This is a genomic window from Sporosarcina sp. OR05 (assembly GCF_041414805.1).
Classification (GTDB): domain Bacteria; phylum Bacillota; class Bacilli; order Bacillales_A; family Planococcaceae; genus Sporosarcina; species Sporosarcina saromensis.
Map to the genome: position 1 here is coordinate 426517 of NZ_JANKJL010000001.1, position 18252 is coordinate 444768.

Consider the following 18252-nt stretch of genomic DNA (forward strand, 5'->3'; position numbering starts at 1 on the left):
ATGCTTCTTGATGATGGAGTGTTTATTCGTGAGAAACAAAGTCTTCCGGTCGAATAGGAAGTTCTGAATGCCCGCGGGAGTGAAAAACTCTGTCTGCCGGTCAAATAGAAGCGTTCTAAATGCCCGTGGGATCGAAAAACTCTGCCTACCGGTCAAATAGAAGTGTTCTAAATGCCCGCGGGAGTGAAAAACTCTGTCTGCCGGTCAAATAGAAGCGTTCTAAATGCCCGCAGGATCGCAAAACTCTGCCTACCGGTCAAATAGAAGTGTTCTAAATGCCCGCGGGAGTGAAAAACTCTGCCTGCCGGTCAAATAGAAGTGTTCTAAATGCCCGCGGGAGTGAAAAACTCTGTCTGCCGGTCAAATAGAAGCGTTCTAAATGCCCGCGGGAGTGAAAAACTCTGTCTACCGGTCAAATAGAAGTGTTCTGAATGCCCGCGGGAGAGCAAAACTCTGCCTGCCGGTCAAATAGAAGTGTTCTAAATGCCCGCAGGATCGCAAAACTCTGCCTACCGGTCAAATAGAAGTGTTCTAAATGCCCGCGGGAGTGAAAAACTCTGCCTGCCGGTCAAATAGAAGTATTCTAATTGCCTGGGGCATCGAAAACTAAATCACTAATTATGTTGCTAGTTTTAGTCTATTAATAAATAGTAGTTTAATAGATTTAGGTAAATGAAGGAATTCCCTTTTAGGCGATGAATGTCTACTATTAATCGATACAAGAAAGAATTGCGCGCATCGTTCTTCCTTTAAATGCGTCTTCAACCGCCTCTCCAGTAGGATTGCAGTAGTACATACCTTGAATATCCGAATTGTATTCGTAGCCGATTAAGGATAAATTCTGTTGCAGTTGTTCTGGTAACTCATTTAGTCCGGTTTGTTCAATATAATAGTCAGTTGGCAATACCCAAGCATCGATGTCGCCAATACCTGTATGTACGACAAATAAATCGCTTGCTTGTTGCACGATCCACTGTCCTTTTGAGTACAGTGAAATCTGTGTTTTTTCAAGTGAATCAATTGCATCCAAATTGATACCGAAAATGTTGTTAATGAGTAGTCGGATCTCCTGGCCAGTAAGCTGATTTTGTAATTCTTTTAAGTAGTTGTCGATTAGTCGTACATTAAATCCACACACATAGTCTGTTCGTAAATCTCTCTTTTTAGGCAGTACATATTTTGAGTCGATTTGAATTCCGAAAACCTCTTTGACACATTGACAAATCTGTTTGCCATCAATTGGTAACTCAAAAGTGCTGACGTATATGTCCATAATATTCACCTTTGACATGTCGTCTATCTTGGTGATTGTCCCGATTGCCCCTTGCTGCTCATGCACTTCTAGTTCTAAAACTTTTGCGACCGCTTCTACAACGTTTTGCGGATATTTATTTGTCTCGCTCTCTTTCAACAGTACCCCTCCTGTATCTAGTAGGAAAAATAGTATATTGTGACCGTTTGTGTATTTTGAATTCAGTCACTACTAGAATTATACAGGAAACTAGTTGTGTTTTGGATATATTTACTAATAAAATATACTTTCTCCTGTGGTGAGAGTTGTTTTGTGATCGAGTAGCTCGGTCTTTAATTAGCGCATTTCAAATTACCCCGAAGTTTATTATGACAAGGTTCAATAGCAATAGATGATGGCGAAAGACATTCACCTGAATAGCGATTCGCTCTATTAAGAAACACTTCACTATTGAAATCGTCTTGTGAAATAAAACAAAAAAGCCTTTGAAACCCTAGTAATAAGGGATTCAAAGGCTTTTTCTAGTTCACTTTGCAAAGTGAATTTATTAACGAGAGTAGAACTCAACGATAAGAGCTTCGTTGATTTCAGCAGCTAGTTCGCTACGCTCAGGCATACGTACGAATGTGCCGACTTTTGTGTCTGCATTGAAAGTAACGTATTCAGGTACGTAGTTGTTCACTTCGATTGCTTCGTTAACAGCTGTAAGGTTTTGAGATTTTTCACGAAGAGAGATCTCTTGACCTGGTTTTACGCTGTAAGAAGGAATGTCAACGCGTTTTCCATCAACTAAGATGTGACCGTGGTTAACAAGTTGGCGAGCTGCACGACGTGTGCGAGCAAGACCCATACGGTATACTAGGTTGTCAAGGCGAGTTTCAAGAAGGATCATGAAGTTTTCACCGTGCTTACCTGGCATTTTACCAGCTTTGTTGAACACAGTTTTGAATTGACGTTCGTTTACACCGAACATGAAACGAAGTTTTTGTTTTTCTTGTAATTGGATTCCGTATTCGGAAAGTTTTTTACGTTGTGTAGGACCGTGTTGTCCTGGTGCGTAAGGGCGTTTTTCGATTTCTTTTCCTGTACCGCTTAGCGAAACGCCAAGACGACGGGAAAGTTTCCAAGATGGACCTGTATAACGAGCCATGAAAGACTCCTCCTCTGTATTGGTTTTATTTTGTTGTAAAATAAGAACCAGATGTATTCAATTCTTGCGCCATTCCATTATCTTGCACCTTCGCCTCAGCAGCCTCAAGGTTACGCGATGCACCTTTTTGAAAAGGAATGAACTGGTCAACATGAATCATACAACTGCTGCAACTATTTTACACAAGCTTTATCATAACAATTCACATGAATGGAGTCAAGCACTAATCGTTTTAGGGCTAAAGAAGATAAATGAATAGTCCTATACAAAACACTGTTAAAAATAGGTTTTATGCATTAGAATAGTAAGAAAGATATTTAGTAGTGGAACGGGACAAATGGGGTGACAGGATGGATAATCAAGAATTACTAGTTTTTGAAATGAAATCGGCTATTTTTAATTTATTTTCCAAAAGGAATAGTAAACGCCCGTTGGAAGAAAACTTAACAAATTTTAAATTAATTTTCATGAATTTGTTTGATATAGAATTTGCGGATATATTGTTATACGACAATAACCGATATATACCGATTGTCAAGGAAGGCAAAACGCTAGAACGTTCTTGGAAAAGTGGCGAACCTCAAGTGAAAATTGAGCACCCGCTTTTGCTTGCATCGTTCATCTCTACTGTCGAGAGCAATGGATACGAATTTGCAGACGATTCCTTAATTATACGAGATGATCACCAATCTCCGCTAGGCGCACTGCTATTTAAAGCGTCAGAAAAATGGCATGATTTTGCGGCGACGCCCTATTTGAAGGACTTGAAAACTGTTTTTGGAACATATCTAGATCAAAGCATACGGATGTATCAAATTACTGAAAAAGAGATGACGTATAGACGACTTTTTGAAATTGCTGAGTTATTCAACTCTACAATGGAAAGTGCTGTCATTTTGAATGGTATGATGGAAGCGATTCAGGACTCTTTCCCACTCTTTGATGTGCAACTTTTACTGTCGCAAGAACAAAAGGGGACAATGAAAACCTATCGATTGTTTGACTATCTAAACGAACGAGCATCCGCTGTCGATGCGTTTTTATCGGGAGATTTGACGATTGAGAATGTGAAGGATCAAAGTGTCAGTCTAGTGAATGCTCCGATTCGTGGTAGACAAGGGATCTATGGCGTTGTACAAATTTCAGCACCCAATGATGCAGAATTCACAGAGACAGAAAAAGGTTTTGTTCGGATGATTACGAACGCAGCAGGGACTGCCCTTGAAAACGCAAGTTTATATGAGCAATCGCATCGACTGGTCAATGATTTGCAATTGGTGAATGAAGCGTCTAGGAAATTAAATAGTAATTTGGATCTTGTAGAGATGATTGCCTATCTAAAAGGCCAATTTATTACTGCTTTTCAGCCAACTGAGATTGCGTTTGTCCTACGGGATGATAGTGGAAATTGGAATATATCAGCTAGCAGTACGGATTTTTTTACAAAAGAAGTAGCGAAACAATACATTGAGATGGTAGTGCAACGGTTATCGAGTGGTGAAGAAGCAATATTTGATCCAAATGCGCCACAATCGTCTACAACAAATATTGTATTTAAATCACAAGTGGCACTTCCTATCATCGACCGTGATGAGATGATCGGCTTTGTCATCCTGCTGCATGAAGAGGAATACTTTTTCTCATTTGATAGCTTCAAATTAATGCGTTCGTTGATTAGCCATTCCTCGTTAGCCATTTCGAATATCTTATTGCGAGACCAATTGCAAGAATTAGTGAATAAAGATAATCTTACAAAGCTCTATACCCGAAGATATTTGGACAATGAAGTAGCGACTACCATTAATAATAAAGGAGAAGACTGTGTGTTTTTATTAATGGATGTCGATGATTTTAAACAAGTGAACGATACGTACGGCCATACGACAGGTGACGATGTACTTCAACAGATTTCAACCTATATACTTACAGCGATAGATGGATTAGGAATCGCATGTCGGTGGGGTGGAGAGGAAATTGCCATCTTCCTTCCGTCGGCAAGTGTGCACGATGGAGTCCAATTTGCGCAAATGCTAGTGAGCTATATACCGACAGTCACAACTCCTCAAGTGACCGTATCGATTGGGATGTCCACCTGGTCAAGTAAAGAGGGAAAATCATATAACGAACTGTTTCAATCGAGTGACAAAGCACTTTATTATGCCAAAAATAATGGAAAAAACCAATTTGTCATGGAAGGAGTGGCTTCAGCAAAGTAATGTTGCTGAAGTTGCTCTTTTTCTTTTAGAAGAAACAAGGTAAAATGAAAACAGGAAATGTAAGTGCTTACAAAACGGGAGAGGTGGTCGTGAAATGAAAAGGAATAATCTTCATCAAGATACGATTGTCATTCATGAAGGGTATGAGGATGCGCAACATCATGGAAGTTTAGCTGTCCCATTATACCAAACTTCGACTTTTTCATTTGACAATGCATTACAAGGAGAACGAAGATTTGCAGGTGAAGAAGCGGGAAACATTTACTCAAGACTTGGGAATCCAACGGTAAGTGTGCTAGAAGAAAGAATGACTGCTTTAGAAAATGGCGAAGGCGCACTCGCATTTGGATCTGGCATGGCGGCTGTTAGCTCCATACTTGTACATTTATCAAAAGCGGGAGATCATATTCTTTGCTCTAGAGGAATCTACGGCTGCACGTTTGGTCTACTCGGTATCATGAAAGAAAAATATGGTATTACACATAACCTAATTGCAATGAATACGGAGGAAGCGATTGAACAAGCCATTACACCAAAAACGGTTTGTATCTACGTGGAAACCCCTATTAACCCAACAATGGAGCTGGTAGATTTGCACGCAGTTGTGAAGGTTGCGAACAGGCATGGTTTACGTGTTGTCGTCGATAACACATTTACTTCGCCTTACTTGCAAAACCCACTAACCATCGGAGCAGATTTTGTATTGCACAGTGCCACGAAATATATAAACGGCCATGGGGATGTCATTGCTGGAATTCTGGTAGGGAAAGATCGGGAAGAAATGGAGAAAATCCGTTTGACGGTCCAAAAAGATTTTGGTGCAATCATGTCACCATTTGATGCATGGCTCCTACTGCGCGGGCTTAAGACATTGCCAATTCGGATGGAGAGGCACACGGCGAATGCAGAGAAACTGTTGGCCTATTTGCAATCGCAAAAACTTGTAGAGTCCATTTATTATCCATATGATATGAATAACCCACAATTTTCAATCGCACAGCGTCAAATGCGTGCTGGGGGTGGTCTCATTTCATTTACCGTACAAGGTGGTAAACAAGGTGCACAAACGTTCATGGATGCTTTAGAGTTAATTAAAATCGCAGTCAGCTTAGGAGATGCAGAGACACTCATTCAACACCCTGCAACGATGACCCATTCTGCAGTACCAGAACAGGAACGTTTAGAAATGGGGATTACAGATTCTTTACTGCGTTTATCGGTAGGGTTAGAGCATGCAGATGATCTTATTGCAGACCTGGATGCTGCGTTCACAACGCTGCATCAGAAATTAGTCGCACATTGAACAGTAAGTGATATACTTGGTGCATAAAAAAAGCGTGAGAGCAATGACGAATTTTGTCAACGCTCTCACGCTCTTTTTGACTATCCTTTAGCGCTTAAAGGAATTTAACTAACACGTCTGTAAACTTTTCCAATCCAACTCGGTCTTCCTCAGTAAATCGGTTGACTTCAGGACTATCAATATCAAGAACGCCAATTAACTGACCTTCTTTCACAATCGGCACGACAATTTCTGACCTGGAGGCAGCGTCACAGGCAATATGGCCAGGGAACTGATGGACATCCGCTACAATGATCGTTTCTTGCTTCAGTGCAGAAGTTCCACAGACGCCTTTCCCGAATGGAATGCGAATACATGCTGGCAGTCCTTGAAAGGGGCCAAGGACTAATTCTTTATTATTATCATTTAGATAGAATCCGACCCAATTGATGCGGTCGAAAAATTGATTGAGCAGCGCAGACGCATTGCTTAAGTTAGCATAGCGATTAGTTTCTCCAGTTAGCAAAGCATCAAGTTGAAAAGTCAGTTGTTCATATTTTTCTTTCGGGTCAGCTGAATAGCTTGTTGAAGTGAACATGTTGCACCTCCAAAAATTAGTACGTTCATTATAAGGTGTGGACAAGTATTCTACAAATTTCGTGCATGTTTTCTACATAATTCAACGTTTTCTCTATAAATCCGTCGTTTTCAGTATGAAAATACTTTAAACATGTTATTATATAAGATAATATTATTTTAACAGAGAATAGATGAGTGACTTCGGAATAGGGGGATCACAATGATGAAATATTTCATCATTCCAATTATTATAGTACTTATACTTGTAACCATCGCCTTTTTGTTTAGGCGTAAACATATTCGAGAAATTGGTAGATTAGAACACGAGAAGCTCCAAATTCAAAACAAGCCGATTTTTGAAGAGATGATGAAAGTTAAACAATTGAATATGACTGGAGAAACCGAGGAGAAATTTGAGCGGTGGCGCAATGAATGGACGGAAGTTATTGACGTCTTTATGCCTGAAATCGATTCTATGTTATTTGACGCAGAAGATATGATTGATCGTTTTAGATTCAAAAAAGCGACTGCTGCTGAGAAAGTAATTCAAGAAAAAATCCGTCACTGTGATAAACGTAAAAATGCCATATTAGATGAATTAAATGAGCTGATTGGTAGCGAAGAAAAGAACCGAATTGAAATTGAAAAGTTACGGGAACAATACCGTTTGGCAAGAAAGACAGTTTTAGCTCACCAACATGCTTTTGGCATGACGGTCAAGCCGTTGGAGAAAGAATTAGAAGCATTTATGCCGAAGTTTGAAGAGTATGATGAATTGACTGCGAATGGAAATTACTTGCTTGCGCGTGAAATAGTCATTACACTCGCTGCAAAAGGTGATCAATTGTCTAAACTGATTCAAGAAATTCCTTCTTTATTAACGGATCTTCAAAACAAAATCCCCGCGTCTATTCGTGAATTGCGTTATGGAAGTAGGGAGATGGAAGAACAAGGATATAATCTGCATCACCTTGAAATTACACGGAAACTTCAGGACATTGAAGTCTCAATTGAAGCGCAGATGAACCGGCTTGTAGAACTTGAAATTGACACTGTTCAACAACAAGTTACGGAAATGCTTGATATCATCGAGTCATGTTACGATGCTTTAGAAAACGAAGTGAACGCAAGACATTATGTGGAATTGAATTTCGATACGCTGGAAACGGCCCTTGAACAAATTACAAAGTTGACGAGAGAAACTTCTGATGAAGCAGCTTATGTCCAACAAAGTTATCGCTTGGATGAAAAAGAAGCGAAATTACCTGAAATTAGCAGTAAAAAACTCGAGTCTTTGCAAAAGAAATATGACACATTAAAAATACTCGTTGCAGAAGAGGAATCTGCATACTCCGCTTTGCAACTGGAACTTGCGCAAATTACCGAGGAGCTTGAACTCATTGCTATGGAACAGGAAAGTTTAGCAAGTCGTATGAAAAATCTTCGCATTGATGAAAACAATGTGAGGAAAAGACTTGAGACACTCACGAGGGAATTGCAAAGTGTTGATCGCAAGCTGCATCGAGGAAATATTCCTGGCATTCCGGATGATATGGATGCACGATTAGAAGAAGCTGAAGAGCAGTTGTATTTAGTCAGTCAAAGTTTACAGGAAGTTCCGTTAAATATGGCAGTAGCAGAAAATTATCTTACAAACGCTGAACGTGTTGTCCATGAAGTGAAAGGAAAAGTGGAAGAGTTGTTAGAAAACGTCATGCTGATTGAAAGGATTATTCAATACGGTAATCGATACCGTGTGTCCAATCCTGAAATGAATGAACGTTTACTAATGGCAGAAGAATCGTTCCGACAATTCCGATATGCAAAAGCGTTGGAAGAAGCCGCGACTGCAGTAGAAGCGGTTGAACCAGGTGCAATGAAGCGAATTGAGGAAATGTTAAAAGAGCATGCATAACGAATGAATAGATATAGCCACCGGCATAATGAGTGCAGGTGGCTTTATCGTGTGAATTTACAAATTGTCAAGCAAATTCATTAATTTAAATGGAATAGAGTGACCCAAACACTGCACCAAGAGAAGTGGAAAGGAAAATACGAATGATTTATTTAGATAATAGCTCGACCACGCAACCGGATAATGCTGTACTGGAGTCTTTTATTGCTGCAAACTTGGAGTATTATGCGAATCCTGCTTCCTTACATAGAATGGGAAGAGAGACTGACGTGCTACTACGAAGAGCGAAAGAACAAATGTTGCAACTTGTCGATAATCGAGAAGGGGAAGTAGTGATTACTTCAGGTGGAACCGAATCTAATAATTTGGCGCTTATCGGATTTGCTATGGCTTATCGCTCCAGAGGAAAACATGTAATTACGACGAAGATTGAACATCCGTCTGTTTTACTCGCTTGTAAGCACTTGGAAACACTTGGCTTTGAAGTCGATTATTTATCGGTAGATGAGCAAGGTGTCATTTCAATAGATGAGTTAGATGAAAAACTTCGCAAAGATACAATTCTTGTCAGCATTATGCATGTCAACAATGAACTTGGCTCCATTCAGCCACTTGCTGCTTGTGCTGAACTCATTCATAAAAAGAGTAGAGCCGTTTTTCATTCTGATTGTGTGCAAAGTATAGGTAAACTGCCAGTTAACATGCAACATCTTGGGGTAGATGCAATTACCGTCTCCGCACATAAATTTAATGGGTTGAAAAATACGGGTGCGTTATTTTTGAAAAAAGGGATTAAACCTCAAGCCATCATGCATGGTGGTGGTCAAGAAAATGGTTTGAGGAGCGGGACAGTTTCGGTTCCGAATGCTGTCGCATTGGCGAAAGCGTTAAGGCTCAGTGTAGTTGAAAAAGAGAGAGCGGATTATCGAACGTGGCGGAATCGAGTGTTAGAAACATGCACGAAGTATGAAAATATTCAAGTGCTCTGTCCAGAGAATAGTGCACCGCATATCGTATCCTTGGCTTTCCGCGGCATTAAAGGTGAAGTTGCTGTAAACTATTTTCAAGAAAATGGATTAATTGTCTCTACATCTAGCGCATGTTCTTCGAAAAATGGTCAAGCTGGTCATGTAATTGAAGCGATTGGTCTACACAACCGTTTTAAAAACGGGGTAGTGCGAATCAGTTTTGGGAACACTACGACTGATGAGCATATCGAACAATTAGTTAGTGTCATTGAGCGCTTTATTGACGTTATTGAGAAAGGGATGTAATAAATGGATTGGAACGAAATATTAATACGTTATGGTGAGATTTCATTAAAAGGAAGGAACCGTAATCAATTTGTCCGGAAGTTGAGATCCAATATAAAAAATGCATTACGAGATATAGGCTCAATCCAAATTCGAGCTGAACGTGATCGAATGTTTTTGCAAACTGAAAAGCAAGAAGAAATGAAAGAAGTAATCGAGCGTCTTCCGTCTATCTTTGGTATTCAATCTTTCAGTCCAGTTGCTCAATGTGAAGCTACCTTAGAAAGTATTAAGCAAAAAGCAATTGAAGTTATCGGGTCTGGTGAAACTGTAGGATGTACGTTTAAAGTGGAAATAAAACGTGCAGACAAAAGTTTTCCTTATGTAACAAGTGAATTGCAACAAGAAATCGGCGGACATGTCCTTCGCCATTTTCCTGAGTTGGTCGTTCAAATGAAAAAGCCCGATATTCTTTTACTTGTTGACATCCGTGAGGAAGGCGCATTTCTGACAGCTAAAGTATATAAAGGTGCTGGTGGCATGCCTGTAGGTTCGAATGGTCATTCGTTGCTCATGTTATCAGGTGGAATTGACAGCCCGGTTGCAGGCTATTTAATGATGAAGCGTGGCGTATCAATTGATGCCATCCATTTTGCGAGTCCGCCGTACACAAGTGAGTTAGCGCAGCGAAAAGTGATGGATCTCGCCGAAAAATTATGTTCTTTTGGTGCATCCGTGAGGTTACATGTCATTCCTTTTACTGAATTGCAGCAAGCTGTTGTCCAACAAGTTCCAGACAACTTATCGATGACGACAACACGACGTATGATGATGCAAGTCGCAGATCGTGTGAGAGCAGAGATCGGTGCAATGGCCATTATTACGGGGGAAAGTCTTGGACAAGTTGCGAGCCAAACATTAGAAAGCTTGACAGCTATAAATGAAGTAACGTCAACACCGATTCTACGACCGTTAGTCGCAATGGATAAGCTCGAAATCATTGACATCGCTCAACGAATTGATACGTATGATATTTCGATTAGACCTTATGAGGACTGCTGTACGATTTTTACACCATCTAACCCTAAAACGAAACCGAAAATTGAGAAGGTAAATCGTTTTGAGAGCTACTTTGACTTTGAGCCGCTTATTCAACAAGCTGTAAATGAACGTACAGTAATTGAAGCAGCCGAGTTGCGCGTAAAAGAAGAAGGATTTATGAACTTGTTGTAAGTTGGTAACAATTACCGTTTAAACCTCCTGTATGATTTTTCGGATACAGTCCATTCTATAGTCACAAGGAGGTGACAACGACATGGCTAACAACAACAACAGCTCAAACCAACTCCTCGTTCCAGGAGTACAACAAGCTCTTGACCAAATGAAGTACGAAATCGCACAGGAATTTGGTGTACAACTTGGACCTGATGCATCATCGCGTGCCAACGGATCCGTCGGCGGAGAAATCACTAAGCGATTAGTGCGTCAAGCTCAACAACAAATGAACGGTTACCAAAAATAACAAAAATGTAAAGAGGAGCTGTCCCGAATTTATTCGGGGCAGTTTTTCTGTTTAAGCGACATAAATTCTTTCTAGTATGTCCAACAATCATGTCACTTATACTTCTATTACGTTAGAAAAATGAATATGTTTTGAAATTTCCGCTTTAGCTTTGTATAATGAATGAAAAGTCGAAAAGGGGCGATCATTATGAAGCGTGAACAACTACTTGCACCAGCTAACTATAATTTAGTATCTGAATTCGAAAAGTACAAAGATACAAACAAAAATGCATTAATTTATGTGGATGAAAAGGAGCAAGAAAGAACGATTACATACGAGGAATTGTTAGCTTCAGCAAACAAAGTGGCAAATGTACTAACGGATAGCGGCTTGCAAAAAGGGGATGTCATACTCATCATGGTCCCACGCCTCCTTGAAGCCTACAGCACATATATCGGTGCCATTAAAGCGGGGATTATTGTCATTCCGAGTTCTGAAATGCTTCGGGCTTCAGATATTGAATATCGACTAGCGCACAGTGGTGCAAAAGCGATTGTGGCATATGAGTCATATATGGAACAGCTTGAGGCAGTGGATTCAATTGAAGATGTCCAATTGTTTGTCATCGGTCAAGCGAAAGCTGGCCAAAAATCACTAACGCAGTTAATGGAAACGGCTTCGACAGACTTCAATACCGTTGAAACAAAAAGTTCCGATATGGCGTTTTTATCGTACACATCCGGAACAACGGGTAAGCCGAAAGGTGTAGTCCATACACATGCATGGGCGTATGCACATTTGCGGACTGCTGCACCAAACTGGCTTGGCATTCAAAATGATGATATTGTCTGGGCGACAGCAGCACCGGGGTGGCAAAAATGGATTTGGTCCCCTTTCCTATCTGTGCTCGGCAGTGGAGCGACAGGACTTGTCTATAATGGAAAGTTTAAAGTGCAGACATATTTGCAGTTGATAAAGAAGTATGCAGTTAATGTGTTATGTTGCACACCGACTGAATATCGATTCATGGCAAAAGCTGAAGACCTTCAGAATTATGATCTTTCTTCCATTAGAAGTGCGGTATCGGCAGGAGAGCCGCTAAATCGTGAAGTCATTGATATCTTTGAGAAAACATTTAACTTCAGCGTCCGCGATGGATATGGACAAACTGAAAATACGTTGCTCGTCGGTACAATGCTTGGTATGGAAGCAAGACCAGGGTCCATGGGGAAACCGACACCAGGAAACAAAGTTGATATTGTGGATGATGAAGGAAATCCAGTCCGACCTGGTGAAGTGGGTGACATTGCAGTACACGTTTCTACACCTGCTTTGTTTAAAGAATATTTACATGATCCTGAGCGGACGAAGATGCAATTTAGAGGAGAGTATTATATAACGGGCGATCGAGCGAAATTGGATGAAGATGGCTACTTCTGGTTTGAGGGACGTGGTGATGATATCATCATTAGTTCAGGTTACACAATTGGACCATTTGAAGTGGAAGATGCGTTAACTAAACATCCAGCGATACGCGAATGTGCAGTTGTCGGGAGCCCTGATGAAGTGCGAGGGACTATCGTTAAAGCGTTCGTTGTGTTGCGTGATCCATCAATTCAGCAAGACGATCACCTCGTTAAAGAGTTACAAGAACATGTGAAACAATTGACCGCACCTTATAAGTATCCCCGGAAAATTGAGTTTGTAGAAGAGTTACCGAAGACTGCGTCTGGAAAGATTATGCGTGTTGAACTTCGCAAACTTGAACAAGCGAAAGAAACGGCAAAATAGTTCTGTTTGAAGTAAATTAAAGAGAAGCGAAGTTGATTCCGATCACTTTCGCTTTTCTTTTTTGTTAGAGGCAAGAGAATCAGACAGAGTAAAATATGTGTGGTAAGGAATTTGCTGTTTGGTAAAGGGATTCGCGTCTAAGTTGTAATGTATTGAAAGATAAGTTCTCTTTATATACTCATTCTCGCGACAATTATTGGTGGAAGATGGTTTGTATCGCGCATTATGGGGTTTGACAAATTGACGGTTTTGTTGGGTGGCGGTTATGCTGTGTTTGGTGCGAATATGCTGGGTTTGTAACGAATATGCCGCGTTTGAGTAGAATATGCGGCGTTTGGCGGAAATATGCTTTGTTATAGAGGATCGAGGTGTTCACGTAGAATACATAGGTATGTGGAAAACCTCTTAGAACTCCTTTACGGAATGAAATGGAAGGTCTATAATTGGACTATTCTTTTTTGGTGTAAAGGGGGTTTTTTGATGCAGACGGATAAAGGTGGAGTTTTGTTTGTCGTGGGTTCTTTTTTACTGTGGGGATTCATGCCGATTTATTGGAAACATCTGGAGCACGTTGCGAGCGAAGAAATATTGTCAGGTAGAGTTGTTTGGGCATTCGTTTCCACTTTTCTTGCGGTCTTGTTGATGAAGAATGGTAAGCAATTGTGGTCGGATGTGAAAGAGTTATGGTCGAAGCAAAAGCAATTTTGGAGTTTATTTTTGGCGGCTGTTTTAGTGACAGGCAATTGGTTTATTTACATATGGGCAGTTAATCATGATTTTATTGTCCAAACAAGTCTAGGATATTACATAAACCCTCTCGTTTCGGTATTGCTCGGTCTGTTTTTCTTGAAAGAAAAATTATCTACTGCCCAAATGATTGCATTTTTGTTAGCCGTTATCGGTGTCGTGCTTTTGACGATTTCTTATGGGTCAATTCCTTGGATCGCTTTAAGTTTAGCGTTAACTTTTGCGTTTTATGGTTTCATTAAGAAAAACATTCAGTTGGATGCGTTGAGAGGTTTAGCGATTGAGACGGCTTTCATTGTGCCGGTTGCTGCTGGCTATTATTTCTTCATTTTTGCAAAAGGGCAAGTTGCTTTTTTGCATGGCGATTTTAAGACAGATCTGTTACTTATCGGTACAGGTATTGCAACTGCACTACCACTTCTTCTGTATGCGAAAGGGATTCAAAAAATCCCTTTATACATGGCGGGTTTCATTCAATACATTGCACCGACGATGATGTTGTTTATTGGTGTTGTGATTTATAACGAGTCGTTTGGGAAAATGGAATTGTTATCTTTCTCAATCATTTGGGCAGGCTTGATTTTGTTTACTGTTTCCAAAGTGTATGAATCGGTTGTTACGAAAAGAAGTGTGCAATAACCGTTGTTTCCAGTAAAAAAGCATGGTTTCTTTTTAGAAATAATGAAACATTTTATCTCGGTTATTCGTATACAGTGTTGGAAAGAGAGAAGGAGGTATACAAAATGGCAATGAAACGATGGATTGCAATCATCGTAGCAACCGTGCTTATCTTTATATCGATAGGCATTAATGCACTTTCGTACATATTTACGAGAGATTTTAATTCGATATTTGAAGAAATGACAGCAAGTGGTGTTGGCTATAGCGAATCAGTAATTGAGCCTGGTGTGGGGATGGATCGTATTGCTGTCTTGTCGTTGGACGGTGTCATCCAAGATGTTCAAGCAAGTTCGTTTTTAGGAACAGTCGGGTATAATCACCAAGCCTTTATGTCACAATTACAAGATGTTTTGGACGATCCAACTGTCAAAGGTGTTGTATTAGCTGTAAATACACCAGGTGGTGGTGTGCTGGAGTCTGCTGACATTTATGATGCCATTCGAGCAATTCAACTGGAAAAGGAAATCCCGATTTACATATCAATGGGAGGGATGGCAGCGTCAGGCGGTTATTACATTGCAGCACCTGCGGAAAAGATTTTCGTTCATCCTGAAACCATCACAGGTTCAATTGGCGTAATCATGGAAAGTGTCAATTTTTCGAAACTGGCTGAAGAAATCGGTATTGATTTTAACACAATTAAGTCAGGACCTTATAAAGACATGATGAGCGGCTCTCGTGAAATGACGAAAGAAGAACGAGCAATGCTCCAAGAAATGATTGATGACTCATATAATCGATTTGTCGATATCGTAGCGGAAGGCAGACAAATGTCTGTCGAAGAAGTGAAAAAGGTTGCAGATGGCCGAATTATGAACGGCAGGCAAGCAATTGAAGCCGGTTTGGCTGATGAGTTTGGTAAAACCGGAGATGTCATTGATGCATTGAAAGCAGATTATGAACTGGAAAATGCAACGGTGTTTGAATATGCCACACTCGACAATTTCAGTTCGCTATTTAGTATGAAAGTGCAAAGTCTTTTCGGTAGAAATGTTGAAGCGGAGCTCATCGGAAAAATCCTAACAGATTATCAAGCGCCGCGAATGATGTATTTATACGGTGAAAGATAAGGGGGGATCGCATTGGCAGATTCATTTGAAGAGAATCAAGAACGGATGAATGTGGAAGCAGCTAGCCATTCCCCTGTGTTTGAAATTGTTCAAACGGAACGCTTTCGGAAACAATATGCAGGTTTTTGGACGCGCTTTTGGGCATATGTCATTGATTTGCTCATTGTGTCGGCTATTAGTGGGATAATCATTAAGCCCATTTTTAGAGTTGTTGATGCAACAATTTCAAATCCACCATTTTTGTTATTTAGCCCATATAAAATCATTGTGCTCGTTTTGTTCCTTGCTTATTTTACAGTAATGACGAAAATATTCAGTCAAACAATTGGAAAGATGATCATTGGCATTAAAGTAGTTCGAAAAGATGGTGAGAAGTTGACGTGGGGTACGGTTTTATTTAGAGAAGGAATCGGACGGTTTATCTCTAAGTTGCTTTTGCTCCCTTATTTGCTTGTCATCTTCATGCCGAAAAAAGAAGCACTGCATGATCTGTTCGCTGATACAATTGTCATTCACGAGCAATCCTATGAAAAAGAAGTGATTGAAGTGAGACAATTACGTGAGGGTGAACAGTTGCAAGGCAGAACGATTGTCTAGTAAAATGAACAGAAATGAAAAGGAGGCGTCGTAATGGCTAATGTTACATTCAATCAGGAGCCTGTTACATTGCTAGGCACAGCGTTAAAAGCAGGGGACAAAGCTCCTGATTTTACTGTGCTTACAACGAATATGAAACCTGTTACGTTAAACGATTCAAAAGGGAAAGTACGCTTAATCAGTGTTGTACCTTCCATTGATACAGGAGTTTGTTCTCAACAAACACGCACTTTTAGTGAACAAGCGACTTCACTTGGTGAGGACGTAGAAGTCTTAACTATTTCTGTAGACCTTCCTTTTGCGCAAGCGAGATGGGGAGCGACAGAATGCATTAAGAATGTGCAAACTTTATCTGATCATAGAGATTTGTCTTTCGGAGAAGCTTATGGAGTAGTGATGAAAGAATTACGCCTATTAGCTCGGTCGATTTTTGTCATTGATAAAGATGACACGATTGCGTATGTCGAGTATGTAAGTGAAGTTACCAATCACCCGGACTACGACAAAGCATTAGAAGCGGTAAGAAATCTAATAGCATAATATGCTGTCAGTAGCCCACTCGGAAAACGGGTGGGCTTTTCTAACCTTGCTAAGAATTGAAGGTGCAGGGAAAAAATGTTGAGTAAGGTAGAGGAGTAACCATGGCGACAAACACAGAACAAATTTTCACATTTATTGATGCATATGCTGCAAACGATCAAGATGGAATCTATTTAGAGGCTGTCATTCAAGCTTGTAATGAATGGTTGTCCGGCGAAGCAGAGCCGGATGTTTCGGATAGTGTAACAAAAGAAGATATTCGAAGAGGTATCCAACTTGCTGTCTTAAAAGGTATGAAACAGCAAGTGCAACCGAATCATCAAATGACACCGGATGCAATTGGGATGCTTATTGGCCATCTGGCTACAAAGCTTATGCAAGCAAAAGATGAAGTGCAAGTTTTGGATCCTGCAGCTGGGACAGGGAATCTCTTATTCACTGTCATGAACGCGTTTGGACAAAAGGCATCTGCTTCATCTGTTGAGATTGATGAATTGCTTGTCCGATTAGCTGCCGTTTCTGCAGATTTGATTGAACAACCTGTACAGTTCTTCGTACAAGATGCATTACGCCCATTATTAATCGATCCAGTGGACCTTGTCATTTGCGACTTGCCGGTAGGCTATTATCCAGACGATGACAATGGATTGAACTTTGAAATGATGCCGGCTGAAGGTCATGCCTATGCACATCATCTTTTTATCGAACAATCAATGAAACACTTAAAAGAAGGCGGTTATGGGATTTTTCTTGCACCTGCAACACTATTTGAATCAGACCAAGCATCAATCTTCCATCAATATGTGAAGAAAAATGTACGGATCCGTGCAGTCCTACAGTTGCCAGAGTCGTTGTTTAAAAATCGTGCTCATGAGAAGAGTATTCTTATTCTACAAAAGCCAACCGAAAATATGAAAGTGACACCTGATGTATTGCTTTCAAAAGTACCAAATATGTCTAACAAGCAAGCCATGTCGTCTTTCTTACAAAAAGTTGATGAATGGGCAAATGACATGTAAAGATGTATGAAAAAAGGCAACCCCAGCATTCTGGAGTTGCCTTTTATAATTGATAAATTATACTTCATCTTCAGGAGTACGAACGACTAATACATCGCAAGTTGCTGATCGTACAATATTTTCAGATACACTGCCGATGAGGAAGCGTTCAACAGTATTCAAACCAGTAGCTCCACAAATAATAAGATCCGCTACAAGTCTTTTGGAGAGGTCACGAGAAATCATTGTTTTCGGGGAACCATATTCAACGAGAATATTCACTTTCTCTAAACCTGTTGCTTCTGCTTCTTGCTTATATTCTGTCAGTAACTCTTCCGCATATTTGTGCGCGCGTTCTGCAATTGATCGATCATAAGCTTCGACAGCAGCGTATGAGCGTGTATCAATGATGTTGACAAGATTCAACACTGCATTGTTTCGCTTAGCAATTCCTACTGCTTTTTTAAATGCCCATTTGGATTCTTTAGACCCGTCGACGGCTACAATAATTTGTTCATATTTTAATACCAAGATTACCACTCCATTTCAGTGAGATTGGTCTTTCTATATACTATCTTCTAGTTAATGTTCAAATCTCCTGCTATCAAATAAAAAACCTTCAAAAAAACTTATTGAATTTGACGAAAATGTTACAACGCCACGGAAATTGTCGAGTG

General features: G+C 40.2%; 17 protein-coding genes. 12 read left to right on the forward strand and 5 right to left on the reverse strand.

Going from position 1 to position 18252, the window contains the following annotated elements; translation table 11 throughout:
* Positions 1 to 709: 709 nt before the first annotated feature.
* The 3 genes from NRI27_RS01950 to NRI27_RS01960 form a co-directional block, all read right to left on the reverse strand.
* Positions 710 to 1411: a hypothetical protein gene (locus tag NRI27_RS01950; RefSeq protein ID WP_371389333.1), complete on the reverse strand. Its 702-nt coding sequence runs from the start codon at positions 1409 to 1411 to the stop codon at positions 710 to 712.
* 388 nt (positions 1412 to 1799) lie between these two features.
* Entirely contained in the window at positions 1800 to 2402 is a 603-nt protein-coding gene (gene rpsD, locus NRI27_RS01955; RefSeq protein ID WP_317942803.1) for a 30S ribosomal protein S4, read from the reverse strand.
* Positions 2403 to 2427: 25 nt separating this feature from the next.
* Positions 2428 to 2562: a hypothetical protein gene (locus NRI27_RS01960; protein ID WP_317942805.1), complete on the reverse strand. Its 135-nt coding sequence runs from the start codon at positions 2560 to 2562 to the stop codon at positions 2428 to 2430.
* Between the two features lie 190 nt (positions 2563 to 2752).
* Between NRI27_RS01960 and NRI27_RS01965 the strand changes: the two genes are divergently transcribed.
* Positions 2753 to 4618: a sensor domain-containing diguanylate cyclase gene (locus NRI27_RS01965; protein ID WP_371389334.1), complete on the forward strand. Its 1866-nt coding sequence runs from the start codon at positions 2753 to 2755 to the stop codon at positions 4616 to 4618.
* A 94-nt stretch (positions 4619 to 4712) separates the two neighbouring features.
* Complete coding sequence (gene megL, locus NRI27_RS01970; protein WP_371389335.1) at positions 4713 to 5921, forward strand: methionine gamma-lyase; 1209 nt, start codon at positions 4713 to 4715, stop codon at positions 5919 to 5921.
* 94 nt (positions 5922 to 6015) lie between these two features.
* On the opposite strand, the gene NRI27_RS01975 is transcribed toward megL, so the two are convergent.
* Positions 6016 to 6498, reverse strand: a complete 483-nt coding sequence (locus tag NRI27_RS01975; protein ID WP_371389336.1) for a GAF domain-containing protein — start codon at positions 6496 to 6498, stop codon at positions 6016 to 6018.
* 204 nt (positions 6499 to 6702) lie between these two features.
* Here NRI27_RS01975 and ezrA point away from each other — a divergent pair, with 204 nt between their 5' ends.
* The 10 genes from ezrA to NRI27_RS02025 all read left to right on the forward strand — a co-directional run bounded on the left by ezrA (position 6703) and on the right by NRI27_RS02025 (position 17596).
* Positions 6703 to 8394, forward strand: a complete 1692-nt coding sequence (gene ezrA / locus NRI27_RS01980; protein ID WP_371389666.1) for a septation ring formation regulator EzrA — start codon at positions 6703 to 6705, stop codon at positions 8392 to 8394.
* Positions 8395 to 8537: 143 nt separating this feature from the next.
* Entirely contained in the window at positions 8538 to 9668 is a 1131-nt protein-coding gene (locus NRI27_RS01985; protein WP_371389337.1) for a cysteine desulfurase family protein, read from the forward strand.
* A 3-nt stretch (positions 9669 to 9671) separates the two neighbouring features.
* Entirely contained in the window at positions 9672 to 10880 is a 1209-nt protein-coding gene (gene thiI / locus NRI27_RS01990) for a tRNA uracil 4-sulfurtransferase ThiI (protein WP_371389338.1), read from the forward strand.
* Positions 10881 to 10962: 82 nt separating this feature from the next.
* Entirely contained in the window at positions 10963 to 11169 is a 207-nt protein-coding gene (locus NRI27_RS01995) for an alpha/beta-type small acid-soluble spore protein (protein WP_317942814.1), read from the forward strand.
* 189 nt (positions 11170 to 11358) lie between these two features.
* Positions 11359 to 12942, forward strand: a complete 1584-nt coding sequence (mbcS, locus tag NRI27_RS02000) for an acyl-CoA synthetase MbcS (RefSeq protein WP_371389339.1) — start codon at positions 11359 to 11361, stop codon at positions 12940 to 12942.
* A gap of 480 nt (positions 12943 to 13422) precedes the next feature.
* Positions 13423 to 14328, forward strand: coding sequence for an EamA family transporter RarD (rarD, locus tag NRI27_RS02005; RefSeq protein ID WP_371389340.1), 906 nt, complete (start codon positions 13423 to 13425; stop codon positions 14326 to 14328).
* A gap of 104 nt (positions 14329 to 14432) precedes the next feature.
* Positions 14433 to 15440 carry a signal peptide peptidase SppA gene (gene sppA / locus NRI27_RS02010; RefSeq protein ID WP_371389341.1) on the forward strand — a complete coding sequence of 336 codons (1008 nt, stop codon included), beginning with the start codon at positions 14433 to 14435 and terminating at the stop codon, positions 15438 to 15440.
* A gap of 12 nt (positions 15441 to 15452) precedes the next feature.
* Positions 15453 to 16037, forward strand: a complete 585-nt coding sequence (locus NRI27_RS02015; protein WP_371389342.1) for an RDD family protein — start codon at positions 15453 to 15455, stop codon at positions 16035 to 16037.
* 33 nt (positions 16038 to 16070) lie between these two features.
* Positions 16071 to 16577 carry a thiol peroxidase gene (gene tpx, locus NRI27_RS02020; RefSeq protein ID WP_317942822.1) on the forward strand — a complete coding sequence of 169 codons (507 nt, stop codon included), beginning with the start codon at positions 16071 to 16073 and terminating at the stop codon, positions 16575 to 16577.
* Between the two features lie 101 nt (positions 16578 to 16678).
* Positions 16679 to 17596 (forward strand): class I SAM-dependent methyltransferase, encoded by a 918-nt coding sequence (locus tag NRI27_RS02025; protein ID WP_371389343.1) that lies wholly within the window; start codon positions 16679 to 16681, stop codon positions 17594 to 17596.
* Positions 17597 to 17653: 57 nt separating this feature from the next.
* On the opposite strand, the gene NRI27_RS02030 is transcribed toward NRI27_RS02025, so the two are convergent.
* Positions 17654 to 18106 carry a universal stress protein gene (locus NRI27_RS02030; protein ID WP_317942824.1) on the reverse strand — a complete coding sequence of 151 codons (453 nt, stop codon included), beginning with the start codon at positions 18104 to 18106 and terminating at the stop codon, positions 17654 to 17656.
* Positions 18107 to 18252 lie beyond the last annotated feature (146 nt).